The organism is Rothia sp. HMSC071F11 (assembly GCF_001809115.1).
Taxonomy (GTDB): Bacteria; Actinomycetota; Actinomycetes; order Actinomycetales; family Micrococcaceae; genus Rothia; species Rothia dentocariosa.
The window spans coordinates 611646-636560 of sequence record NZ_KV795756.1; the positions used below are offsets into that span (position 1 = coordinate 611646).

Annotated in this window: 17 protein-coding genes and 1 riboswitch; of the genes, 12 read left to right on the forward strand and 5 right to left on the reverse strand. The window is 50.3% G+C overall.

All coding sequences use genetic code 11. The features are described 5' to 3' along the window. Window positions 1-87: 87 nt before the first annotated feature. The gene (gene uvrC / locus HMPREF2554_RS07035) at window positions 88-2061 is read right to left on the reverse strand and encodes an excinuclease ABC subunit UvrC (protein ID WP_013399015.1); all 1974 of its coding nucleotides are present in this window, start codon (window positions 2059-2061) and stop codon (window positions 88-90) included. A 91-nt stretch (window positions 2062-2152) separates the two neighbouring features. After that, complete coding sequence (locus tag HMPREF2554_RS07040) at window positions 2153-2833, reverse strand: lysophospholipid acyltransferase family protein (RefSeq protein WP_070554448.1); 681 nt, start codon at window positions 2831-2833, stop codon at window positions 2153-2155. Between the two features lie 461 nt (window positions 2834-3294). On the opposite strand from HMPREF2554_RS07040, the gene HMPREF2554_RS07045 reads away from it, so the two are divergent. From HMPREF2554_RS07045 to HMPREF2554_RS07090, 10 genes are all read left to right on the forward strand, one after another. Continuing rightward, a complete protein-coding gene (locus HMPREF2554_RS07045; protein WP_013399013.1) occupies window positions 3295-5706 on the forward strand; it encodes a nitric-oxide reductase large subunit in 2412 nt (803 codons plus the stop codon). A 5-nt stretch (window positions 5707-5711) separates the two neighbouring features. Next, window positions 5712-6521, forward strand: coding sequence for a transposase (locus HMPREF2554_RS07050; RefSeq protein WP_013399012.1), 810 nt, complete (start codon window positions 5712-5714; stop codon window positions 6519-6521). A gap of 158 nt (window positions 6522-6679) precedes the next feature. Further along, complete coding sequence (locus HMPREF2554_RS07055; protein WP_041321775.1) at window positions 6680-7462, forward strand: slipin family protein; 783 nt, start codon at window positions 6680-6682, stop codon at window positions 7460-7462. A 209-nt stretch (window positions 7463-7671) separates the two neighbouring features. Further along, window positions 7672-8220 carry an NAD(P)H-dependent oxidoreductase gene (locus tag HMPREF2554_RS07060; RefSeq protein WP_013399010.1) on the forward strand — a complete coding sequence of 183 codons (549 nt, stop codon included), beginning with the start codon at window positions 7672-7674 and terminating at the stop codon, window positions 8218-8220. A 247-nt stretch (window positions 8221-8467) separates the two neighbouring features. Continuing rightward, a complete protein-coding gene (locus tag HMPREF2554_RS07065) occupies window positions 8468-9022 on the forward strand; it encodes an NAD(P)H-dependent oxidoreductase (protein WP_013399009.1) in 555 nt (184 codons plus the stop codon). Window positions 9023-9208: 186 nt separating this feature from the next. After that, complete coding sequence (locus tag HMPREF2554_RS07070) at window positions 9209-10717, forward strand: type I restriction-modification system subunit M (protein WP_013399008.1); 1509 nt, start codon at window positions 9209-9211, stop codon at window positions 10715-10717. Continuing rightward, window positions 10717-11820, forward strand: a complete 1104-nt coding sequence (locus HMPREF2554_RS07075; RefSeq protein ID WP_070554450.1) for a restriction endonuclease subunit S — start codon at window positions 10717-10719, stop codon at window positions 11818-11820. The genes HMPREF2554_RS07070 and HMPREF2554_RS07075 overlap by 1 nt, the downstream gene beginning before the upstream one ends. A gap of 71 nt (window positions 11821-11891) precedes the next feature. Beyond that, window positions 11892-12206, forward strand: a complete 315-nt coding sequence (locus tag HMPREF2554_RS07080) for a hypothetical protein (RefSeq protein WP_070554452.1) — start codon at window positions 11892-11894, stop codon at window positions 12204-12206. Between the two features lie 145 nt (window positions 12207-12351). Continuing rightward, window positions 12352-13569 (forward strand): 3'-5' exonuclease, encoded by a 1218-nt coding sequence (locus HMPREF2554_RS07085; RefSeq protein ID WP_210396022.1) that lies wholly within the window; start codon window positions 12352-12354, stop codon window positions 13567-13569. Between the two features lie 129 nt (window positions 13570-13698). Next, complete coding sequence (locus HMPREF2554_RS07090) at window positions 13699-17124, forward strand: DEAD/DEAH box helicase family protein (RefSeq protein ID WP_070554455.1); 3426 nt, start codon at window positions 13699-13701, stop codon at window positions 17122-17124. A 118-nt stretch (window positions 17125-17242) separates the two neighbouring features. Here HMPREF2554_RS07090 and HMPREF2554_RS07095 read toward each other — a convergent pair whose 3' ends face one another. Further along, window positions 17243-18886, reverse strand: a complete 1644-nt coding sequence (locus tag HMPREF2554_RS07095) for a bifunctional hydroxymethylpyrimidine kinase/phosphomethylpyrimidine kinase (RefSeq protein ID WP_013399003.1) — start codon at window positions 18884-18886, stop codon at window positions 17243-17245. A 100-nt stretch (window positions 18887-18986) separates the two neighbouring features. Beyond that, a riboswitch (TPP riboswitch) is annotated at window positions 18987-19111 on the reverse strand. 198 nt (window positions 19112-19309) lie between these two features. Here HMPREF2554_RS07095 and HMPREF2554_RS07100 point away from each other — a divergent pair. Together HMPREF2554_RS07100 and HMPREF2554_RS07105 are read left to right on the forward strand one after the other, a co-directional pair. Then, window positions 19310-20065: a DUF6318 family protein gene (locus HMPREF2554_RS07100; RefSeq protein ID WP_013399002.1), complete on the forward strand. Its 756-nt coding sequence runs from the start codon at window positions 19310-19312 to the stop codon at window positions 20063-20065. 43 nt (window positions 20066-20108) lie between these two features. Further along, entirely contained in the window at window positions 20109-21197 is a 1089-nt protein-coding gene (locus HMPREF2554_RS07105; RefSeq protein ID WP_244864715.1) for a hypothetical protein, read from the forward strand. Window positions 21198-21309: 112 nt separating this feature from the next. Here the strand turns inward: HMPREF2554_RS07105 and HMPREF2554_RS07110 are convergent, their stop codons facing one another. Then, window positions 21310-23043, reverse strand: coding sequence for an ABC transporter ATP-binding protein (locus HMPREF2554_RS07110; RefSeq protein WP_013399000.1), 1734 nt, complete (start codon window positions 23041-23043; stop codon window positions 21310-21312). Next, window positions 23036-24862 carry an ABC transporter transmembrane domain-containing protein gene (locus tag HMPREF2554_RS07115; RefSeq protein WP_013398999.1) on the reverse strand — a complete coding sequence of 609 codons (1827 nt, stop codon included), beginning with the start codon at window positions 24860-24862 and terminating at the stop codon, window positions 23036-23038. The genes HMPREF2554_RS07110 and HMPREF2554_RS07115 overlap by 8 nt, the downstream gene beginning before the upstream one ends. Window positions 24863-24915: the final 53 nt, after the last annotated feature.

Below are 24915 nucleotides of genomic sequence, written 5' to 3' on the forward strand. Positions count from 1 at the left end.
TGATACGAATTGTCTTTAGTTCTCCATCATACTAGACAACCCCTTATGGCGGACGGCTATCTGTGCATAAATACCCGGGGTGCTGCCTCAGGCAGTTTCCTTTTGGTTGAGGTGGTCATGCACTTTTTGCGCGAGCGCAGGCCCCACGCCTGAAACCTGTTGGAGTTCTTTAATCGAGGCATTCCGTACTTTAGCAACCGACCCAAAATGTTTAATAAGCGCTGCACGCTTGACACTGCCTAAGCCGGGCACAGAGTCCAAAGCAGAAGCCACCATAGCTTTACCTCGTTTTGCGCGGTGGAAGCTAATAGCAAAACGGTGTGCCTCATCGCGAATACGCTGCACAAGGTATAGCGCTTCAGAGGTACGGGGCAGAATCACTGGGAAATCATCGTCGGGTAACCACAGCTCTTCGAGGCGCTTTGCGATACCTACCACGTAGATATCCTCAATACCGAGGTCACTCAAGGCGGACTGAGCGGCTGCAACTTGAGGTGGGCCGCCATCAACTAAGACCAGATTCGGCGGATACGCAAATTTAGCTGGTTCTTGTACCGACTCATCAGCCGTAACTTCTCCCGAGGACAAAGGTGTTTCCGCACGTTGCTGCTGCTCGGTGAGATAACGTTTAAATCGCCTGGTGATGACGTCATACATGCTGGCGGTGTCGTCGCGAGCAGCATCCCCTGTGATCGAGAATTTACGGTAGGCACTTTTGGTGGGCATGCCGTCTTCAAAGACCACCATAGAGGCTACCACGTTAGTACCTTGCACATGGGAGATATCGTAGCATTCGATGCGCATGAGCGGGTCCGGAAGCTCTAAGGCTTCTTGGAGCTCCACGAGCGACGCTGAACGGGTGGTAATATCCCCAGCACGACGGCTCTTGTGCAAGGTCAGGGAATGTTGGGCGTTCTCGGCGACCGTTTTCATCAGTGCCGCTTTATCGCCGCGCTGCGGTACTGCAATATCGACTTTGGCACCACGCATACCTGAGAGCCATTCCTGAAGCTGCTGGGTATTCTCCGGCATAGTAGGAACTAAAATCTGTCGGGGGATCTCATGTTGTGTGGCGTCTAACCCGGAATCTTCGTCAAAAGCTGCAGCGCTAGCAATATTTGCTGCCATTTCACCATAAACCTGAACGAGAAGCTGCTCTATTAGCTCAGTTTCGCCACCGTCATTAACCTTCTCAACGATCCAGCCACGTTGGCCTCGAATACGCCCACCGCGCACGAAGAACACCTGCACTGATGCCTCTAACTCGTCCTGAGCAAAGGCGAAAAGATCAGCATCAACAGAGTCCGATAAAACCACGGCGTTACGTTCAAATGCCTTTGTTAGCGCGGTAATATCGTCACGTAATACAGCTGCACGTTCGAAGTCCATATCGGCTGCAGCTTCTTTCATGCGTCGGGTAAGCTGGGTAATAAATTTTTCGGCGCCCCCTGCCATGAAACGGCATAGCCCATCTGCTAGTTCACGGTGTTCTTCGGGGCTCACACGCCCTACACACGGGGCTGCGCATTTATCGATATACCCTAAAAGACACGGACGTCCCGATGCTTCGGCACGTTTAAAGACTCCCGCCGAGCAGGTACGCACCGGGAATACGCGTAGAAGCGCATCCAAAGTTTCGCGAATAGCCCATACCTGCGAGTAAGGACCAAAGTACCGCACACCTTTTTTACGATCACCGCGCATGACCTGCGCTCGCGGGAATTTATCACGCATTGTGACTGCAAGGTAGGGATAAGATTTATCGTCGCGGAACGCTATGTTAAAGCGGGGTTTGTATTCTTTGATCCAGGTGTATTCAAGCTGTAGAGATTCCAGCTCGCTGCCAACCACCGTCCATTCCACGCTGGCGGCAGTATGCACCATAGCGTAGGTTTTCGGGCTCAGCCGTTCTGGGGCTACGAAATAGCTGCTCAGTCGGTTGCGCAGGTTTTTTGCTTTACCCACGTATATAACTCTGCCGTGGGAATCACGAAAACGGTATACACCGGGGTGCGTTGGGATATCGCCGGAGGCTGGGCGATAGCTCTGGGGATCTGCCACGAACGCTCCTCACGGTGTAGTACTGAAAAATAACCACGCATCCATAATCAGGATGCGCGGTTAAGTGTACTCGTTTTTAGACTGGCAAGCGCTACCCTGCGTCACGCTCGGCGGAGGGCGAAACGTTGTATTCGTCCTTCCGGGCTTGGCCCGAGAGCTGAGCGATAGTATCCATGATGTGGTCGGTGGTCTGACGGCGCTGTTTACCGGTCATTTTCTCGCCGGTCTTCTCAAAATGCATGGGTTCCCCCACGCGGATGGTAAACCGGTGAGGGTAAATCATATTTGAGCCGGGCTTCTGCAGACGTTCGGTTCCGATAAGACCCACAGGAACTACTGGTGCTCCAGTCATATGGGCTAGCCAGGCTACACCAATTTTGCCGCGGTATAAAAACCCGTCACGAGATCGTGTACCTTCAGGGTAGATACCGAAGACTTTACCCTCTTCAAGTTTTTCAAGAGCTAGATCGAGTGCTTTAAGGGATTCCGAACGGTCGGAGCGGTTCACGGGGATAATGTCTACGGCTTCAAAAAAGGCCTTCATGGCCTTGCCTCGAATACCTGGTGTATTTACGTACTCCGCCTTCGCGAGGAATGCTACTCGGCGGGGCATCATAGCGGAGATAATAATGGAGTCGAGGAAGGATAAATGGTTAGATGCCACAATTACGGGCCCCTTCTTTGGGAAATGCTCAAGCCCGGTCACCCGTGCCCTGAATACAGTGCGCAGTAGCCCCGTTACTACTTTTTGCCCTGCCTTGTACGCCAGCATGTCCGAACTCCTTATGGTTCTGGTGGTTTTCTCCGTTCTTTATTATTCCATACGGATTTTATAGGCTTGACGCTGGTAGTAACTTTCTCGGGATCAGCAAAGATATTATGAAAACCTATGGAGTGTTTTCTTTACTTTCTTATTATTTCAAGCAGATGCATATTCTTACGGAACCCCACCAGAAATTAGAGTACAAAAACCTTGCTTAATTCTTAGGTAAGTCTCACCTAAACATAAAACTGAGGCACTAAATTATATCAAAATAATACACAACATGAGAACTATTCTTACTTTACCTGTGTAATTTCTTTCATAATAATGACACCATGTCTGTAAACTTTCTAAATTCGTATTCGTAATGCAAGAATAAAACTAAGTGCCCCTGTGGGTTTCCTAATTATGGGGATGCTTACCGCGAGCACTAACAAAAATCAATCCACGCACACTGGAGACACATCAAAATGGCTAAGAAAACCGTAACGCGTGGGGAGATCGCCAAGATCACCCGCCGCACGGATGCAGTCGGTGCCTACGCTGGAAAAGGCTGGGTACAGGCTGTAGCGTTTGTGATGCTCTTGGGCTTTACCATCATGGCCGTCTTGGCGATGCGCACCTACGCGCTCTCTATGCCGCTCCCAGATAAGATCGTCGGCAATGACGGTAAAGTTATCGCAACTGCTGAGCAGATTCAGCATGGTCAGGAGCTCTATCAGAGCCGCGGTTTGCAGCAGTACGGCTCCGTTCTGGGTCACGGTGCGTACATCGGTCCGGACTTCACCGCAGAATACCTGCGCAAGACCACCGATGCCGCCGTTGATAAATACCGCTCAGAAGGCAAGCAAGAACCGCGCGAAATCGTTAAAAACGAGTGGCGTCACGAGAATAAATACGACGAATCCAGCAAAACCCTTACCTGGACCGAAGGACAGACCAAGGGTTTCAGCTTGATGACAGACCACTACAAGGACACCCTTACCCGTGGTGATACTTCCTTAGGTCTTTTCCCTAACGCTATTAAGAGCGACGAAGAACTGCACGATTTGACGGCATTCTTTGGGTGGACGGCATGGGCGTCGGCCGCCGAGCGTCCTAACCAGGATTACACCTACACCAATAACTGGCCCGCAGAACCAAACGTTGATAATAAACCTACTGCAGACCTCATGGTTTGGTCGGCTCTATCGCTCATCGCCCTCATTGGCGGTACCGGCTTGTTGTTTGCCATATATGGTCGTTGGTCGCGCACCATCGGTTGGCATGGCGAAGAAGCCCCAGTCCTTGACTTCCGGCAGCCGGATGAAGTTAAGCTCACCCCCTCCCAGAAAGCAGCTGGACTCTTCTTCATCACGATTATTGTTCTATTCCTCCTGCAAGCCTTGGTGGGCGCTCTCACTGAGCACTATCGCGTTGAAATAGACGGGTTCTTCGGTATCAATATGGGTGAGCTACTGCCCTACACCGTGTCTCGAACGTGGCACGTACAGCTCTCCCTCTTCTGGACGGCTGCGGCGTTCCTAGCTGGTGGTATCTTCATTGCCCCGCTTATTACCCGCAAAGAGCCGAAGAAGCAAGGTCTACTCACCGTCGTCCTCTTCGTGGCCGTGGTTATTGTGGTGCTCGGTTCGCTCCTCAACGAATGGTTCTCGCAAAAGGGCTGGATACCCGAGAACACTATCTTTGCGCAGCAGTGGGAGTACCTTGATCTGCCGCGTTTCTTCCAGATTCTGCTCACCGCTGGTATGTTCATCTGGATTGTCATTGTTTGGCGTACCCTTAGCTCACGCCTCAAGAGCGGGAAGAAAACCTCCATGCCTTGGTTGTTCCTCTTCTCAGGTCTGGCAATTCCGATGTTCTACGCCGTGGGTATGCTCGCTGGTCAGCGCACCCATTTCTCAGTCGCCGAGTTCTGGCGCTTCTGGGTGGTGCACCTGTGGGTTGAAGACTTCCTCGAACTCTTCACCACTGTGATGGTTGCTTACGTCTTCGTACTCTTGGGTGTGGTGCGCGAGCGCATCGCTATCTCCATCATCATGATGGATGCAGTGCTCTACTCCGCCGGTGGTGTGGTTGGTACTATGCACCACACCTACTTCGCTGGTACTCCTTCGGAACAGATGGCATTCGGTGCGTTCTTCTCGGCAGCAGAGGTTATTCCGTTGACCTTCCTGACTGTTGAGGCGTGGGGCTTCATGCAGTTGGGGGCTCGCCAGTACTCCAACCGCACCAAGCCGTTCCCGCATCGTTGGGCTGTGATGTTCCTTATTGCTGTAGGCTTCTGGAACTTCTTGGGCGCAGGTGTCTTCGGCTTCCTGATCAACCTGCCGGTTGTTTCGTACTACGAAATCGGCACCGCACTCACCGCAAACCACGCGCACGGCTCTATGATGGGCGTGTACGGTATGTTGGCACTGGCCTTCGCGGTGTTCGCGTTGCGTTACCTGATTCCTGAGAATAAATGGCCTGAGAAGGGGCTGAAGTTCTCATTCTGGGCCTTGAACATCGGCCTGATCTGGATGGTCTTCATTTCGCTTCTGCCGCTGGGTGTCGCTCAGTTGTATAAGTCTGTGGGTGAAGGCTACTACGAGGCCCGTTCCTTCGCGTTTATTCACGATGGTTCAACTGTGATTATGGACTGGCTACGCTTACCGGGCGACGTGATCTTCTTGGCTGGTATCATGCCGCTGCTCAAACTCGCATGGTTGGGTATAACTTCGTACTTCTCACAGAAGAACAAGGAAACCGTTCTGGAGCTCCCCGAGCCGCCGCTATACGAGTTGGTGGATGACGAGCGTATTGCCGAGTTTGCGGGTGCTAAGGCTGCTGACGAGCTTCCCGAACAGACCAGTCCGTACCGTAGCGATCGTCGAGGCTGACTATCATGCCTGAGCAAATTGCCGGAGTATCCCTGATGGTGTGGCTATCCAGCGTTTATGCGCTGGGGCTAGTCGCCGTCGGGTGGGGCTTCGATATTCTTGCTAAGCGCACAAGCCAACGTTTCGTGGCATCCCGGACTTTCGGGTTCACCTACCACGAGAGTAACGATGCGTGGCTCTGCCCCGAGGATCAGTGGCTATGGCCGGTAGCGTTTGATACGGATAATCGTGTGATGCGCTACCGCGCCAAGCCGAGCGTGTGCAATACCTGCCCTATTAAGGACACTTGCACCGTCTCGTCTAATGGCCGTGAACTTACGCGTGAGGTTGATGAGTGGCCTTACTCGGAGTCGGGTAAGTTCCATCGCGGTCTTGCCGTGACGGTTGCGCTTTTCGGTCCTATTATCATGGGTGCTACGGCTCTGGCCTGGCATGCTCCCCTGGAGCTACTGGTGGAAGCCGCCGTTATTGTGGCTTGCTTATCACTCACCTATCCCTTGGCTATCAAGCTCATTAAGTCACCTGAGAACTTTGTGGCAGATCCTAAACATATTCCTGGGTCTACTGCGGATGAATCGGTGGCGGTTAAGATGGATAGGTTTGCCGCTAAGTGGGGCGGTATTGGCAATGAGCGTAAGCGCCGCACCGACGATGCTCGTAAGCAGATAATCTCTGCTGCAACTTTGCCTGTGCGTTCTTCGCAGATTGATCCTGATCGTCCGGCGTGGAGCGGCGAGGGGACTTCTACCCCACGTCTGCATAAAACTACCGCAGAGGTTATTCAGGAGCAGAATCTCGAAGAAGTCTCTCGTTAGTGTGAGGATGCGCGCCCCGGTTTCTAAGGTACCGTCGTTGATGAATCGGTAACCTAGAGATCGGGGTGCGTATTGTCACCGCATCTAGATTTTTTCTCATCACGCATCTACACAGGTCATTCCCACTGACCGTTACCAACGTATCTTTAGAGGACATGATGGATTCTCTTACCATTCTTTCGATTGTTATTCCGATTCTTGTAATCGTCGCTTTTCTGATTATTCGTACCCTTCGGGTTATCCCTGAATATCAGCGCGGTATTTCTTTCCGCTTCGGTCATCTGCGTTCCGAGCTAAAACCTGGCATTAACCTGGTGGTTCCGCTCATCGATTCGCTGCAGCGCGTGGACATGCGTGTGATTACGCTGACCATTCCCCCGCAGGAAGTTATCACAAAAGATAACGTTCCTGCGCGCGTGAACGCGGTAGTACTTTTCCGTGTGATTAGTGCAAAAGACGCCGTACTTGAGGTCGAAAACTACCCGATCGCTACTTCTCAGATCGCTCAGACTACGCTACGTTCGCTGTTGGGGCGTGTGGATCTTGATACTTTGCTGGCGCATCGTGATGATTTGAATGCGGATTTGCAGAGCATTATTGATTCACGCACCCGCCCGTGGGGTATTAAAGTCGAGCTGGTTGAGATCAAGGATATTGAGATTCCTGAGGCTATGCAGCGCGCAATGGCTCGTGAGGCTGAGGCTGAGCGTGAACGCCGCGCCAAGATCATTTCGGCACGTGGTGAGCTTGAGGCTTCATCTCAACTTAAGGAGGCTTCTGACATTCTCAGTGATTCACCGGCTTCGTTACAGTTACGGTATTTGCAGACTCTCTTGGAGTTGGGTGCTGATCAGAATTCGACGGTTGTTTTCCCGCTTCCGCTGGATATTGTGGGACCGCTTATGGGGGCTTTGAAGGGTGCTTCTCACGAGGAAAAGTAACAGCAGCCTTCGATAAATATCACAGAAATATCCGGAACAGTTCTTTCCCACAGACTCGGAGAATATAGCTTGTTCCGGATATTTCTTTAACCTATTCACCTCAGGGCGTAGAAATCGTGAAAATAAGCAAGGAACCTAGCAGCTCTACTTGAGGCTCGATATATTGGATTCCTAACTTTCCTGTTTATCGCACACAGATTGGATTTATCATGTCAAAGATTCTTGTTATTTCAGGTCACCCGAACCTGCCAGATTCCACCGCAAATAAGACGGTTCTTGATGCCGTAAAAAACCATTTTGGCGATGCGATAAACATGCGTGAACTCGACAAGCTGTACGTGAATGGTAAATTCGATGTTCCAGCCGAGCGGAAGGCACTCGCGGAAGCAGATATCGTAGTGCTTCAGTTCCCTGTGTACTGGTATTCGGTGCCGGGTTTGTTGAAACAGTGGATTGATGACGTTTTCGAGTATGGCTTTGCATACGGTCCGCAAGGCACGGCGCTGCGCGGTAAGAAGCTCTTGATTTCTGCGACTGCGGGAGCTCCCGAGAATATGTACCGTGATGCTTTGCCGTATGAGCTCACAACCACATACGCCGATTTTGGGAATACTGCCGCTTTCACGGGTATGGAGTTGGAAGAACCTATTTTCAGCTACGGCGCATCAAGTGATCCGGGGAATACCGCAGCGGTACGGGCTATTGGTGAGAATCATGGCACCAAGCTCATCGCTAGGTTAGAATCCTTGCGGGCTTAGTATATTGCGGTTGCTATTTTCTTTTTCGGCGCCATCGCATTAGGTATTTGTCATGCATTTTATGGGTAATGTTGTGCATCGTACATCTTCTGGAAAACTAAAAGCTTGTTAGCAGTATGTATTAGATTCGGCATAATGTTCACAGGCAGACATAGGGAATAGCGTGCTAATATACGAAGGTGGCAAACTTGAGCTTATACTTGAATCAGCACTCACAAGCTCATGATTCTGATGTTTAATAGATTGGATGACTATGTCTAATATCCTGATTATTTCGGGGCACCCTGACCTTACGACTTCTAACGCTAACAAGGCTATTCTTGATGCCGTGCGGGCACGGTTCGGCGATAACGTCAAGATTCGTGAGCTCGACAAGCTGCGTGTAAACGGTAAGTTTGACGTATCTGCTGAGCAGAAGGCACTTGTGGAAGCAGACGTCATCGTTCTGCAGTTCCCGGTGATGTGGTATTCAATTTCTTCTCTGCTGAAGCAGTGGATTGACGACGTTTTCGAGTACGGCTTCGCGTATGGAGAAAACGGCACCGCTTTGCAGGGTAAGAAGCTTCTGATCTCTGCAACCGCTGGCGCTATTGAAGACGTCTACCGCACCATGCTGCCACGCGACGTATCTGCCACGTTGACCGAGTTTGAGAACACCGCAGCGTTTACCGGTATGCCTCTTGAGGAGCCACTATACAGCTACGGCACCACTGGCGACCCCGATAACCCCGCTGTTGCTCGCGCCATCGGTGAGGATCACGGCAAGCGCCTGATTGAGCGTCTGGAGGCTCTGGGGGCATAGTCCCTTCTACCTACTTGCTAAAAGGCTCTTTATCCAAATCAAGCGGTGAAAAATACGCTTTATTTGGATAAAGAGCCTTTTTACGTGAGCAAGAAGGACAGCTACAGGTTTCGTAATGGATACCTTGCCCACTATGGTGACGGACAGCAGAGCACGTAGGTGTTCTGAGCGGTACAATTATCTTTTGTGATTACCCGAGATATTAAGAGCAAGATTGACCGCATTTGGGATTCTTTTTGGTCAGGCGGTATTTCTAATCCACTTGAGGTGATGGAGCAGATCACCTACCTTCTTTTTGTGCGTTTTCTCGATGATGAGCAGTTACGCCAAGAAGAGATGGCGAATTCTATTCGAGTTCATGATCCTAACTACGTTCTTGAAGACCCTGTGTTCCGCCCAGAGGATGAGAATCTGCGCTGGCATAATTTCAAGAACGAGTCTCCTGCGGCCATGTATGAGACCGTGGCGAATGGAGTATTTCCGTTTATTAAGGGGTTAGGTGCTCGGCTCGGTGGTGAGTCTTCGAGCTACACCCAGCATATGCGTGAGGCTCGTTTTACGATTCCTACCCCGGCGCTGTTGGCGAAAGTAGTTGATCCGCTATCTGCTATTCCGATGGATGATCGGGATACGAATGGCGATATTTACGAGTACATGCTTTCGAAGATTGCAGCTTCGGGAACGAATGGGCAGTTCCGTACACCTCGCCATATTATTCACCTGATGGTAGATATGGTGGCTCCTACCGCAGCTGATACGATCTGTGACCCAGCGTGCGGTACGGCAGGGTTCTTGGTGGCTGCGAACGAATATGTGCGTGAACATTCGGTACAGGAGCTTACGAACACGGTAGCGTTACGCCATTACCACAACGATATGTTCCACGGGTTTGATTTCGATTCGACGATGCTGCGTATTGCGAGTATGAATCTGCTGATGCACGGGGTGAAGAACCCGCTGGTGGAGTACCGAGATTCGCTCTCCGAAGGGGCGGCGGGTGAATCTGAGAAGTATTCGTTGATTTTGGCAAACCCTCCGTTTACGGGGTCTATAGATTATGAGCAGACGGCCCGTGATTTACAGTCTACGGTAAAGACAAAGAAAACAGAGCTGCTATTCTTGGCGCTGTTTTTGCGGTTGCTTAAGCCAGGCGGCCGGGCGGCAGCGATTGTGCCGGATGGTGTACTGTTTGGCTCATCAACGGCGCATAAGAAGCTGCGGAAGATGCTGGTTGAGGATCAGAAGCTGGATGCGGTGGTGAGTCTTCCGTCGGGCGTATTTAAGCCGTATGCGGGTGTCTCTACGGCGATTTTGTTTTTCACAAAAACGAATTCGGGCGGCACGGATGATGTGTGGTTTTATGATGTGCAGGCTGACGGGTTTAGCCTGGATGATAAACGTGCACCAGTAAAAGCAAATGACCTTCCTGATGTCTTGAAGCGGTGGACTGCACTACGTGGGGACGATGAGCAGGCAGCTAAGGCTGAGCATGAGCGTGCACGCACCGAGCAGTCATTCTGCGTGCCGAAGAGTGAAATCGCGGAGCAAGGTTATGACCTGTCGCTGAACCGGTACAAGGAGATACAGTACGAAGAGGTGGAGTACCGCTCCCCCACCGAAATCATTGCCGAACTGGAGAACCTGGACGAGCAGATTCGTGTTTCTATGGCGGAGCTAAAGGAGTTGCTTAAGTAATGCGTCTAGGGGATCTTGTAAAGCTCTACAAAGGGCGTAAACCTCTTGAAATTGTTAATGAACCAATCGAAGGTTACCGTCGCTCTCTGCAGATTAGTGATTTACGTCCTGGGGCCAAACCTCGTTATTGCCCAGCTGATAAAAAAGAATTATTAGCTGTTCCTAATGACGTTATCATCGCCTGGGACGGAGCAAATGCTGGTACTACATCGCATGGTTTAAAAGGTTCTGTTGGTAGTACCCTTATGGTGTTACGAATACAGCAGGAAGAACTCATTGATACAGCATATCTAGGTCACTTTATAGCCTCCAAGCAAAGTTATCTCCGTGCTAAAACTAAAGGGGCAACAATTCCTCACCTAGACCGTGTAATTCTAGAGTCACTAGATGTTCCTCTTCCCCCGCTAGAAGAGCAAAAGCGCATTGTTTCTACTCTAGATAAGGCAAAATCGCTCCAAGAGGCATGTGAACGCCAGCTCGCCGCCCTTGACAAACTTCTAATATCAATTTTTAAAGACAGTTTCCACGCAGAAGATTATCCACATAAACCATTAAAAGAAATAGCTACAGTTTTATCGGGTGGTACCCCTAGCAGCTCTGTTCAAGAGTATTGGAACGGAAATATTGAATGGGTAACCCCCGCTGATCTCGGTCAACATGAAGGTATTTATTTTAGCTCTTCGTCACGTAAAATAACTGATGCTGGGTTAAAAAATAGTTCGGCAGTCCTTCTGCCGACCGGATCTGTTATGATGAGTTCTCGCGCGCCAATTGGCCATTTGGCAATAAATACAGTCCCCATGGCGACTAACCAGGGTTTCAAGAGTATTGTTCCAGGAGAAGAAATAACAAACCTCTATCTTCTCTTCTGGCTCAAATCCCACATGAGATACATACAAAGCTTAGGAGTTGGTGCAACTTTCAAAGAGATATCCAAAAGGGGTGTTGAAAAAATAAAAGTTCCCGTCCCTCCAATCACGGAACAGAACAGGTTTTCTCAGAAGGTTTCAAAAATAATTTCCCAACAAGCTCTCATCCATAAATCTTTAGAAAATGATAAATCTCTATTTTTATCTATCCAATCCAGGTTCTTTAACTATTAAGGAAATATGCCTACAGCAGGAACCCCAATCCAGAATTAGCATGGCGAGATGCTCAAGCAACCATTGAGAGGATGTTTGTTAAAACAGTTTCAAAAGATAAAAACGGGCAATGGAGCAAAGCTCTGGGTAATTTTAAAAACGCGGTTTCCACTGGGAAGTGGAAGTCAGGCTTTCCAACCGATCATCGTGAAGACTCATCTCAGGAATATGCAGCCAATCAATTCGTAAAGTTTTTAGATCTAATTTATTACAGCCCGCAGAGACATCTTAACGACCATGATCCAGCAGATATATTGGAAGCCAAAGCAATGGTAAGCCTAGTAATAGCATTGTGTCAGATGCTTCACGATGGAGTTATCTATAAAGTTGATTCAGATGAGAAATAGTTTTTAAATATATTTCTCATGGAAGTAAGTATAGTTATTGACCAGAAAGTTTAATAAATAAGAAAAATATCTATATTGAATTCATACTTCACTCAGAGCAGGTGTATACTACCGTTGATCATTCGCTCAACTTTTGGAGTTTACTTTGGGCTTTCTGCGTGCTCTTTTCAACCTCATCAAGAATATTCAAAGATCCTTGACGGGCTCTCACCCTGTATCACAGCTAAATCTTTCTCACGGGTCAACTAGTTTTGCGACTGAGCCTGAAACCATCATAGAAAACACCTGGGTAATACCCACGTATCAAGGACGGGCTATTTGCGATTACACAGAAGATATAGCCCGTTACAAACGTGAAGGTAACCTCAACGAAGCTCTGACTCTAGCTCTAGGGTGTTTAAACTCTATGCGAGGTGCCGCACTTTCCAATCATGACTATGTTATGGAATACTACGTTGTGCAGGCTGCCATTTTGCAGCATAAGATGAAAAAATATGCCGATGAAGTCGCTCTCATCAAAGGTTGGCTAGATGAAGGTATCCCTCCCGCTCGGGAGGACCATCGCCTCGACCTGCTCAAACGGCTCGCTAAAGCTCAAGAGCTTCTTGCCAAGCAACAGAGTCAAGACCCCACACCGTACAACAGAGAGTGGAAAGAACTGCGCGCACAAGAAGTAGAGCTTAAAGAACGCATCAAGGCAGGTTATTCCCCCTACACAACAGCTCGTCACGCAGAGCTAAAACTAAACAGCGGATCTTCATATTCATCAGGAATCAAATGGACGAAACCCACTAAGATTCGAAAACGTACTAGCTCTTCGTACATTCCCACGCCAGAATTATTAGCAGCTTCTACCTACATTGCAGTAGATTTCGAAACCGCTAATAGCATCAGTGGCGCTTCGGCATGCCAGATTGCACTTATCAAAGTTCAGAATGGTCTTGTAGTAGACCGTCTGGTGAGCTACCTTAAACCACCCGCCGAATTACGAAGATTCGAATTCACACACCTGCATGGAATTTCTGCTCGCACTGTGCGAGTAGCACCCACATGGGTCGAAGTCCTGCCAGCTATCACTGCGTTTATAGGGTCGTTCCCCGTATATGCCCACAACGCTAGCTTTGACTCAAAGGTATGGCAAGAACTCGATGATTATTACAACGTACATACCGTGCCCACGCATTTCTTCTGTACGTACCGTATGGCGAAGAAAGCACTTCCTCACTTGGAAAACCATAAGCTTCCGACCGTCATTAAAGCCTGTGCGCCTAAATTCAAGCTGAAACATCACAAAGCCGACTCTGACGCTGAAGCCTGTGCTTATATTGTGCTGTTCTTCCAGACCTACGGGTTCGAAGCCTAGTCTCAAGTCAGGTACTAGAAACATCCTCACTTCTACTGATCTGTATAACAGTTAGACGCGCATACTCAGTCATCGCGGGGTACACTTGAAATATATCGTCAACTCACCGCACACGAGGTACGCACGCCGATGAGCAACTTCGACTTCCTGAGACAGAGCATCCCAGAGGTGCATCAGAATGCTCTCAAAACTGAGAGTGCCCTGCGTATAGATGCTTCTATGGTCGCTATCTACGCTCGAATTACCCTCGAACAGCTTGTCGATTATCTCTATCGCGCGCGCAACCTCCAGAACCCTTACGGCAAGAGCACGCCCACCCTAGTAGACCGCCTGCGCAACCCCGAGTTTCAGAACATCGTTCGTCATCCTGCCCTCCACGACAAAATGCGCCTGATTAGGCTCGCCGGAAACAAAGCCGCACACGGCAACCGTATTAGCGGTGACGTCGCTATGCAAACCGTGCGAGACCTACACCATCTGCTCGTCTGGGCAGCACGCTACCACTCCCCCTACGGCTCAGCAATAGACCCACGTGTCGCCTTCGAAGTATCCAAAGTACCGCAATTACCCGGAACGGCTCCACAGCAAAAAGTACCGCAAAAAGAACTTATCAAGCTCGCCGAAGAACTCGAACAGGCAAGAGAAATTCATCAAGCGCAGCTTGCCGCCAAAGAAGCCGAAAATAAAGCTCTCCAAGAGCGACTAGCCGAGCTCGAAGCTCAGCTCAAGAACACCTTCACCGAGACTACGTCCCAGGATATTCGCGACTACAACGAGGCTGAAACTCGCACCGCTCTTATTGATGTCGAGCTTGAACTCGCAGGTTGGGATACCTCGGCTGAAAACCTGCGAGAGGTTTCCATACCGAATATCCCCATTCGTAAAGACGGTTCACTTGGCACCGGAAAAGCCGATTATGTCCTCTGGGGTATCGACGGCAAGCCGCTCGCCGTTATCGAAGCAAAACGTGCCAGTCGAGACTCTCATGAAGGGGAACGACAGGCTGAGCTCTATGCGCAGGGGCTCTACCGAATGTACGGGGTTTATCCGGTTATCATCACAACCAACGGAACCCAGCATAAGCTCTGGGATCAGTGGAAGGACAGCCCTACAGGAAAACCTGGCTATCAGGTACGTAGTATTCTGGCGTTCCCCACCCGTGACGACCTTGAACGTCTGCATGCCCGCAGACGTGCGCAGCCTCTCAATAATGCGCCCATTAGCCAAGACCTAGTCGACCGCAAGTATCAAATCAATGCTGTGCGTTCCGTCGGTACTGCATTCGACGCTGAAAATCGCCGCCGCGCTCTTCTTGTCATGGCCACAGGGGCCGGTAAAACACGTATCTCTATGGCAATCGTCAAGATGCTCTCTGACGCTGGCTGGGTAAAAAATACGCTCTTTCTGGCTGATCGTGTCTCTCTGGTTAACCAGGCGGTGAATGCGTTTCGCTCCCACTTTAAAACCGAAATGAGCATCGTCAATTTGCTCACCGATAAAGACACTAGCGGTCGTGTTTACGGCTGTACCTATCCCACCATCATGAACCTGGTTGAACAACGCAAGTTTTCGCCCGGGTTCTTCGATCTAATCGTAATTGATGAGGCACACCGATCTGTTTACGCCAAGTATAAACAGATTTTTGAGTATTTCGATGCCCTTCTTGTTGGGCTGACCGCCACCCCGAAAGACGATGTAGACCACGATACTTATGAGCTCTTCGGGCTTAATCAAGGCGAGCCAACCGACTACTATTCGCTTGAACAGGCAGTTGATGATGGATATTTGGTACCACCACGGGGAATATCTCTGAGCACTGATTTTCTGAGCGATGGCATTCACTATGACGAGCTCTCTGACGACGATAAGGCGAAATGGGACTTAATTGAGTGGGATGAAGAAACTCACGAGAAGCCCAACCACATTCCTTCACATCTACTCAACGATTACCTTTTTAACAAGCAAACTGTAGACCATGTACTCAGCGAGCTAATGACCCAGGGTTATCGTGTGGAAAACGGCAACAAACTGGGAAAAACTATTATCTTCGCTCATAATCAGAACCACGCCAACTACATAAGACAGCGGTTCGATGCCCTGTACCCTCATTATGGCGGCACATTTGCTCGCGTGATTACCCATAGTACTGAACGAGCTCAATCGTTAATCGACGATTTTTCCGACCCCGAAAAAATGCCACAAATCGCGGTCAGCGTCGATATGCTCGATACCGGTATAGACGTACCCGAAGTTCTCAATTTGGTTTTCTTCAAACCCGTGCGTTCCTACGCTAAATACTGGCAGATGCTTGGGCGTGGAACTCGCCTATGCTCTGATGTCTTTGGTCCCGGCACAGAAAAGACCGACTTTAAAGTTTTCGATTGCTGCGGAAATCTTGAGTTCTTCAGGAGCGATTTCAAAGCACCTAACGGAACTCCACAGAAACCGCAAGCAACACGCACTTTCGAGACCACCTTAGCTTTGCTGGTGGAACTGGATTCTCACGCTGGTGAGCTTAGCTCTGCCGACTACGAGTCTCTGCGCCCTGCGCTTGTTGGGCAGCTGCGTACATTTATTAACTCGCTCAACACCGACAGCCCATTCGTACGTAAACACCTACATGCGGTACAGCGCATGCAGGATGAAAGTATCTGGTCTTCCGCGCTCAATGCTGAAGCCCAAGAACAATTACTCTCACTTGCTGAGCTAGGCGGCAATATTGGTGAAGGCGCTCCCGTTGCGCTTTCCTTCGACCTCACGATACGTAAGCTACAATTAGATCTGCTGGACGGCAATATTGCGGCGGCAAAACCGCGGTTGGAACGCATCCGGAAAATCGCTCTGGGTCTTAACAAACTTGTTGATACTATCCCTGATGTCGAACGGCAGAAAGCGCATTTTGATTATGTACTTTCGGAAGCCTGGGGACCGCAAGTTTCTCTCGCATACCTTGAGTCTATTCGCCAAGATGTACGCGGTCTTCTATCTTTACTCTCAAAGAGCGAGCGCAAGCCTTTCTATACCGATTTCGCCGATCATGCGCACGAGAGCGTTGAAACAGAGATTCTGCTCAATACAACCGGTACCGTGAGTCCGCAGGAGTTTGAGGCTAAAATCCAGTACCGTATGCGTGAGCTGCTGGATAACCCTGCCGTGCAGAAAGCTCGTAAAGGCTACGCGCTCAATGACGCTGATATGCAGGAACTCGATGCCGCTTTTGTAGCATCCGGCGAATTCACGGTTGATGATATTCTGACTGTTCGGCAGGACCACCCGAACCTAGGGCTTTATGTGCGTTCTATGGTGGGCATGGATCGTAAGGCTGTGCAGAAACATCTCAAAGAGTTTATTCGAGAGGACACCACGCAAGCTCAGCTTGACCTTCTGAAGATGCTCACTGATGCGCTTGTTGACGATGGTACGGTAGAGCCGAAAGCCCTCTACGGCATCCCATATTCTGATGAATACACAATCGACTACGTATGGACGAGTCGAGTTGCTCAAACCGTGAAGAATATTAATGATGGACTACCCCAGAGCGTGCAGGGTTCTTAATTCTTATTATCTGCCCATGTAAAAAAGGCTCTTTATCCAAATCAAGCGGTGAAAAATACGCTTTATATGGATAAAGAGCCTTTTTTACTTTTTCGCGTGGGGTCCGGATGGTGTGAGATTACCGCAACGCTCTATGAGCCTGGTCGAAGAAGTCACGTTCATATAGGCATGCGCTCATATATGCCTGAGCGGCGGCAACACGCTGACTGGGGGAAGCCTGCTCAAATGCTTCCTCAACAACCGCCACGCAGCGGCGCACATCTGCAGCAAACTCTTCGCCGCCATACACCGAAATCCAGGAATTATACGGATGTTCCTCGTGGGTTTTCTCCAAAAGCCGGTAACCGATCTCAAGGTACAGCCAGTAGCATGGAAGCGCCGCAGCTGCGCCCACCACATAATCCTCACCAGCAGCAGTAGCACGTAAAAAGTTCGTGTACCCCATTGTCACTGCCGAAGGCGCACCACGCCGAATACCACCCTGCTCCGCAGGAATAGCGGGATGCGCCGCCAACCATTCATCGTGCAAAAGCGATTCCTCAACAATTGCCGCCTGGGCACCCGCAGCCCAATGCACCTGACCTTGCGATGAGGTGGCACGTGCCGCAAGAGTAGCTAAGGCGCGAGAATACTGGGCAAGGTACTGCGCATCTTGGTCAAGGTAGAAGCCGAATAAATCTTCGTCAAGCGTGCCGTCGCCCAGCCCGCGAATAAAGGGCAAATCGAGAATGTCACGCCAGATATCACCGGTAGCTTGCCACAGGGCGGCAGTCCACGGACCCGCCGGGGCTACCTTCGGCTCTGGGGATTTCCGCTGCGCAGGTTTCACCAAATTCTTGGGACTCTCGCCCGTAAGATTTTTATCAGCGTATAAGTGCTCCCACGGCTTCGTATCGGCTGCATGCTCCAAACGGCGAGCACGTGCCTGATGATCAACCGGTCCGTGACCCTGCCCGCTGCCCACGTGCAGTTCCTCACCAGCGATAATAGCTTCGTTGAGCCACCGGGTGCTCCATGCCAGCGCGTTCGTGAGTACTCGTACACTCAGCTCATTATTGCCATTCACAAGAGCAAGTCCAAGGCGGGTAGCAAGACTTGATGAGAGTGAGCACCCGGTACCGTGGGTATTCTTCGTTTGGACGCGAGCAGTAGCCACATGTGTATGAGTTCCATCAGGAAAAACAGCCGAGTTTCCGGCGTCCTCCCCCGTCAGGTGACCGCCCTTAACAATCACGATCGTGCCAGTGCTCCCCGCGAGCTGAGCCGCCTGGTTATGCGCCTCCTTCAAAGTCTGGGCAGGGTTGCTCTCACAGAGCACCGCGAGTTCGGCGATATTCGGAGTGATAACATCTGCCTGCGCCACCAATTCGCGCAGTGCCTGCTCGGCGTCTTGACTAATCAGGCGATCGCCACTGGAGGCAACCATCACCGGATCAAGTACCACCACTGGTACCGGATGTTCTGCAAGCCAGGTCTTGACGGTAGTGATAGTTTCAACATCGCCGAGCATACCAATTTTAACGGCATCCACAGTCACATCGTCGAAAACTGCCGCAAGCTGTTCTTGTAAAAACTCGGTGGGTGGAGCAAAAATGCTGCGAACCCCTTGTGTATTCTGTGCGACAAGCACGGTTGTGGCGCACATACCGTAACCACCGCTTGCGGCAATAGACTTGAGATCGGCCTGGATTCCAGCACCGCCTGTAGGGTCGGTTCCGGCAATGGAAAGCACACGAGGCGTAGATGTGTTTAATAGCGTCATAGCTATAAGTCTCCTTGGGATGGGCGTGGCATCGCTGCAAACGCACCACGCTATCTAGATAATGATGAATCGGGTGTTTCAGAAAGAAGGTTAAGGCTGCTCTGCCACGGTTCGATATCCCTTCGCTAGTTCTAACTAGAGCAGGTTCAATGGGTATATCTCAGCTCCAGATCACAGCGCCGTGCTGTGTATCCGTTACAAAATGGAGCACCCCATATCGCGTTTTCACTGTAGCATATACCGTTGGGCCCAATAGGTTCACGGACTTTATGTGTCATTGCCGTGCACATATCTCTAAGTTTTGGTAATTTTCAAACTCTTATAAAGTAATATTTCTTATTCTTTACATGTAACAGTACTGTTGAAAAGGGTCGCGCTCCCCTGCGGCCTGCTGTATATTCACCCAACCACGAAAGTTCACTGATGAGCATTCCTGCCCTTAGGCACAACAGTGTGCCTCAAAAAGTCCTCAACCGTCGTGCCCTGATAGCCTTCGCATCGGGGATCTGCGTTACTGAGTTCCTGACCGCTTGCGGAGAGCAAGCACATGAGACGGCACCTGCTCGTGCCGAAACATCCAACACCACAGACGGTAGCTCCAGCCCACATGGTACCGAATCTGCCTCACCTGAGGCCCAGGCGCATCCGACCTTCACTAAGGGTTATTCTGGTGGCTCTGAAGCGCCCAAAGGTGAGTACCGTCCTGCAGACGAAAAAGGACCCGCGCAGAATGTCCCCAAGCCCAAAAAGCCCGAAGACATTGGGATTGAGACACCGGAGGCGCTTTTTCACTTTATTCAGTATTGGAACGACCTGCGGAATTACGCTATACAGACTGGAGACGTACAACCATATGCTGACTATACGTCTGAAGGTTATAAAGAAGAGGAAGAGATTGCCAACTATGTCTATAGGCTCTACCAAAAGGGAGGATGGGCAGTTGGTGGTACTAGAAAACTCACCTTTGACCCGTCCACTCTGATATCGCCAAGCGATCACGTTTACCTCATCATCGGAAATATTATCGCTAACGACGTCGTCTACTTAGATAACGAAGACTATAAGACCCATACCTATCCCTTGTCCGAACAAAATAAGAACACTATCGAGTTCGGTATCGTTTTCAAATCAACTGGTCACTGGGCATTTGCTGGGATGGAAAAAGTTGAGCTCAAATAAGAAACGCGTTTTTTGCGCTATAACAGTAATTTTCTTCTGTACAGTGTCATACTCTTCTTCTGCTGCAAACGACTATTCAGGCAATATCCACGGAGGTAAACTCACGGTTAAGGGAACCTCGTCTTCCAGCAATTCACAACAGCCTAACGAACCTCATACGGTACCTCAACAAAGTAATGGATATCGAGATACTGACGCGAAGCAAGGTATCGCCGATACAGGCTCTAACGCTCCCGCAACCGTGAGTAGTGTAGGAAATACCTTCGATGTCTACAATGGCAATGCTTCTAAAGATGCGCCCTGTCTCTACCAAGGGAAACCCGGTAAAGTAGCCCGTGTTCCCCTACCCATTGACGATTCAGGCAACTATAAACAATACGGTGTCGTTCAGTCAGGAAACGGCGGTATAACGTGCGTTCCCAACGATCCTGCAGACCAAAACACACCTGAAAACGAACCTACTGCCGATAACGCCCAAGTTCGCACCCAAAAGATAGAGCACCAGGTTCGGGAGCAACTCGCCGAACTTACCACCACAAAACCCGCACTACATTTCGACGGGCATGAGCCCCACGTCAATACCGGGATCAACACAAACTTCTATGTGACCGGTGTTAAAACCGAAGCACGTGATACTACTATCCTCGATGAAGAAGTCACGATAGAAGCTGTTCCCGTTGCCTATACCTATGAGTACGGTGCCGGCGACCCTGTGTACACAACGCGGGATTCAGGAACCGCGCAAGGCTCTGTCTGGGACAAGAGCAAACGTAACTTTAAACCCACCGACACCAGCTATGCTTTCAAAGAATCCGGCAACTATCATGCTTACGTTACTGTCACCTATCAGGGTCGGTACCGTCTCAAAGGTGGAGATTGGAATATTGTTGGCTCGCTTACGGTTCGCAGTGATCCCACTCTAGTACGCGTGTGGGATACCGAGGTGCATTCTGTAGGTAAAACCTGCCACGAAGACCCTGGTGCTCGAGGATGCCCAGCACATCCGGATGAGCCCGATCGTAATAACCCGAATCCAAAGTTAACGCAGCCTGACCCGGTGACAGGGCAGCATTGGCATCGCGATGACTCGGGAGCAGGCGATACCGAATGGCGGCTCCATAAGAAAAAATAAATCCCAACTAACTCTATAACCTGTCCGAGCGTCGTACACTTTTCTTCTCTATCGTGCCGTTGTGCCCATCTACGAGAGGGGCAGAGAGTGTACGGCTTTTGACTATCATCTTCTAGGTCAGAGCGAAAATCTCAGCGGGCGTGCCCTCAGCAGTAATCATGCCTTCCTGAAGCAAAACGGCGCGGTCTGCCAGAGAGGCGATACGCGCATCGTGCGAAATAATCAACACAGCACGATTCGCGAGCACGGCCTGTAATGATTCGGTCGCGTTCACAAGCTCAAGCTGGGTGGTTGATTCATCAAGAATCACCGCGTGAGGGTTTGCCGCGACGATGCGCGCTAAAGCAAGCTGCTGAATCTGGTCACGGGTGAGTTCGTGCTCTCCCGTACCGATGCGCGTCTTCAACCCTTGGGGAAGCTCACGCCACCAACGAGCGCTAACAGCATCCAGAGCTTCACCGATCTGTTTCTCGGTGGCTTCTGGTACTACAGCGGTGAAATTATCAATAACGGTACCAAAGAAAATATGCGCTTCTTGGGTACAAACCAGTAGTCGCGGCCTACCATCTTCGTACTTGTCGGTTGGAAATTCCCCATTGCCAACTGGTTTTCCCAGCACACGGATTGTACCGTCAAGCGCGCTCAAGGAACCACCAATGAGCCTTGCAAGCGTGGTTTTTCCAGAGCCAGAACGCCCAACTAACGCTAAGCACTCCCCAGGCGCAATCTTTAGATTAATATCAGTCAGTACAAGCGCATCTGAAGAATAACCGTACGACACATGGGAGCATTCGATTACATGTGTGGTATTCCCCAAAGTTTCATGATGTTGTGCTCTACGAATATCTTTGCGCCGAGCACGCTGCGCTTGCGCCAGATTAATAATCCCGAACACGCGCCCCATATTAACCAGCATTATGCGTATATTGCCCACGTGATGCCCCAAAATATCCGCCATAGTTCTCAGGCTGAAAACCATAATGGATGCAGTCGCCAAGGCACCCCAGGTTGCCCACCCTTGCATGACGCAGAAGGACCCCCAGAGCAAGCAGATAACGGTAGGGAACCACGCATTCAGAGCATCAAGCGTGTAATAATTCTGGCGTATACGCACCATCTTGAGTGTAGCCCGATAACGCCGATCGTTATCAGCCTCGAATGTTTCGTTGCGGGCATCATGCACCCCAAGTTCACGAATGGTGGATGCGCCCCGGACGTTCTCGGTCAGCACGCTATTAAGCTCGCTCGTAATCTCCTGCACGCTCTGATTTTCACGGGCAAGACGCGGCAGAAAATATCCCATCAGCAAGCCCAAGCCGATAATCATAGGCAGGAAGATAACGCTCAGAGGTATGCTGAGTGCGGCAAGTGAAACCATAGAAACTACGAAATACAGAATCACAAAAAGAATTTCGAGCAGGTCAAAGCTGACGGCGTTCGAGGCTGAAGACAGGTCATCAGTTACTCGTGTGAGCAGGTCGCCGCTGCCGGATTCCTCGACGGTTCGCGCATCAAGATTTAGAGTTGCATCGATGGTATCTATACTTGCTTGGCGTGTTACGAGGGCGCCAAGACGGGCGGCGCTGTACATAGCCAAAAGCATCACGATGGCTTGAGCAACAGTAGCGGCAAGAATGATCAATACAGGTTTCCACGGAAATTGCGCATACTTACCAGCCACAACGTCGTCAACAGTTGCACCAATCTGCAGAGGCACTACCGCGCCCATGACGCTGCTCAACACATAAACCATAAAAGTGAAGAATGCACGCCCTCTATAACGCACAATATAAGAACCCATTTTCTGCACAACCACACGGGGCGGTTCGGTTGGTAACTTAGACATGATTTACCCTCTGGGTTTCGATATTGTTATCTCGCGCAATACGCCGAGATACTTCTGCAGTTGTCGAAATAATGTAAATAGTCTCAAAGCCCGCAAGCAGCCCAGGATAGAGCTCTGGTGCTGCAGGCGTGCCCACACATTCCTCAAGTCTGTCGTAAATATATTTCTGGCTTGGCTCATCCACAGAATTAAGGGGCTCAGTCAAAATGAGTATTTGGGTGTCCTGAGCGAGAGCACGCGCAAGAGCTAAACGTTGGCGTTGTCCGCCCGAAAGGTTAGCCCCTTCGCTAGTGATCAGCGCTTCAAAATATTCATCTGGATTTCGCCCACCCAAACGGTAAGCAATTTCGCTAGAGTCGGTTATCTGAAGGAGAGCTTCATCTTTCGCTTGCGCAGCTATAGTATCTTCGGGCGGTACGGTGCCCAGACGTAGGTGATTCCGCAAAGTTCCGGCGAAAATCATAGGGTTAGGCTCACTTAGTAGGATTCGCTGTTTATCCGGCAGTTTTTCGGCAGCGAGCGCACGCACATGTTCGACAAGCGATTCTGCATACTCTTGAGCAGTCAGCTGCCAATGTCGAGGATTGATGTATACAATGCGCGCGTTGCGTGCCTTTGCGGGAACCTGCGGGATATCGACGACCGGCATATCGTGTTCTTTCTCATGGCTCACATATGCTTCAAGTTCGGTATCTGTTCGCGGTTCTTTAAGCACACCTTTACGTACCCCGGCGTACCCTTCAAGCCGAGCGACTTTAGCCAGCCCCACCTTGGCGTAACGCCATTCGGTGAGAAAGTTTTGTGAAATCCAGACGGGCCCACCCATCATGGCGATAATAGAAGCAACCGTTACTAGGGAAGCAGCTGGAACATCAGGTACCCAGCGTCCGTTCTCAACGTGTCCCGTCAGCGCGAAACCAATACCAAGCAGGGTGACTGTTCCGCTGAGGAATACGCGGATAAGGAACATCCAGCGATGAGTTTTCTCATACTCCATGAGAGCATCGAAAACATCATCTGCTCCCTGGTGATAGCGCTCGCGCATTTGCTGTTCAGCGCCCAGTCCTGTGATGGTGCGTAGTCCTGTTGCTATATCTGAGGCACGCGAAGAATTTTCACCATCTTTCGCGCGGTAGACGCCCACTTTACTTTCCATGAAGGTGGAGTATTTCGCCAGAACCCATATCACTAAGGCTGTTCCGGTAAGAGTCACCGCCGCAGTGAGCGGACTAATGAGCCACAACTGTATAGCGCCTAAAGTTGCGATAATCATGGCGTTAGTGAAGAGAGGGATTGAGAAGAATACTGCGCTGATACGGCGCACGTCTTTGCTCATAACGGTAACCATCTCACCCGCATTGTTCTTATGCGCTGCGCGGTTGAGCAGGGCGTTAATATAGGTGCGCCAGTCGCGGTCTAGCTCGGCACCAAATTTCATGGATGCGCCCCACCCAAAATATTCGTTGAGCGCGATAAACCCGATGGAGACGACAACGACCCAAAACAGCAGCCAAGCATCAGCCGTGTGTCCTGCGATTTGGTGATTGATAAAAGTGCCCACGACAACAGGAATGCCGATAGCGCCGACACCCGCAGTAGTTTCTCCAAGCATGGGGATAACCCAACGGTACCAGGGATATTTATACCCGGGGGCACTCACGCGTAAAGATACCCGATTTTTCAGGTCATCGTCAGAAATACCTACCTTGGGGGTTTGTGAGGACTGTGTATGATTTTTCTGCTGGTTCTGCGTCGTCTTTGTACTAGTGGGAGCTTCTTCTGTACTTCTTTGGTGATACTGCTCGTCCGCATTCGCCATATGTGCCTCGCTTATACCCTCTATTTCATTAAATATTGAGGCTAACACATTTA

What these genes read in the sequence shown, in the direction of transcription:
- HMPREF2554_RS07040 (WP_070554448.1), bottom strand. Translation starts at nt 2,833, where the DNA reads ATGCTGGCGTACAAGGCAGGGCAAAAAGTAGTAACGGGGCTACTGCGC.
- HMPREF2554_RS07045 (WP_013399013.1), top strand. Translation starts at nt 3,295, where the DNA reads ATGGCTAAGAAAACCGTAACGCGTGGGGAGATCGCCAAGATCACCCGC.
- HMPREF2554_RS07050 (WP_013399012.1), top strand. Translation starts at nt 5,712, where the DNA reads ATGCCTGAGCAAATTGCCGGAGTATCCCTGATGGTGTGGCTATCCAGC.
- HMPREF2554_RS07055 (WP_041321775.1), top strand. Translation starts at nt 6,680, where the DNA reads ATGGATTCTCTTACCATTCTTTCGATTGTTATTCCGATTCTTGTAATC.
- HMPREF2554_RS07060 (WP_013399010.1), top strand. Translation starts at nt 7,672, where the DNA reads ATGTCAAAGATTCTTGTTATTTCAGGTCACCCGAACCTGCCAGATTCC.
- HMPREF2554_RS07065 (WP_013399009.1), top strand. Translation starts at nt 8,468, where the DNA reads ATGACTATGTCTAATATCCTGATTATTTCGGGGCACCCTGACCTTACG.
- HMPREF2554_RS07075 (WP_070554450.1), top strand. Translation starts at nt 10,717, where the DNA reads ATGCGTCTAGGGGATCTTGTAAAGCTCTACAAAGGGCGTAAACCTCTT.
- HMPREF2554_RS07080 (WP_070554452.1), top strand. Translation starts at nt 11,892, where the DNA reads ATGTTTGTTAAAACAGTTTCAAAAGATAAAAACGGGCAATGGAGCAAA.
- HMPREF2554_RS07090 (WP_070554455.1), top strand. Translation starts at nt 13,699, where the DNA reads ATGAGCAACTTCGACTTCCTGAGACAGAGCATCCCAGAGGTGCATCAG.
- HMPREF2554_RS07095 (WP_013399003.1), bottom strand. Translation starts at nt 18,886, where the DNA reads ATGACGCTATTAAACACATCTACGCCTCGTGTGCTTTCCATTGCCGGA.
- HMPREF2554_RS07100 (WP_013399002.1), top strand. Translation starts at nt 19,310, where the DNA reads ATGAGCATTCCTGCCCTTAGGCACAACAGTGTGCCTCAAAAAGTCCTC.
- HMPREF2554_RS07110 (WP_013399000.1), bottom strand. Translation starts at nt 23,043, where the DNA reads ATGTCTAAGTTACCAACCGAACCGCCCCGTGTGGTTGTGCAGAAAATG.
- HMPREF2554_RS07115 (WP_013398999.1), bottom strand. Translation starts at nt 24,862, where the DNA reads ATGGCGAATGCGGACGAGCAGTATCACCAAAGAAGTACAGAAGAAGCT.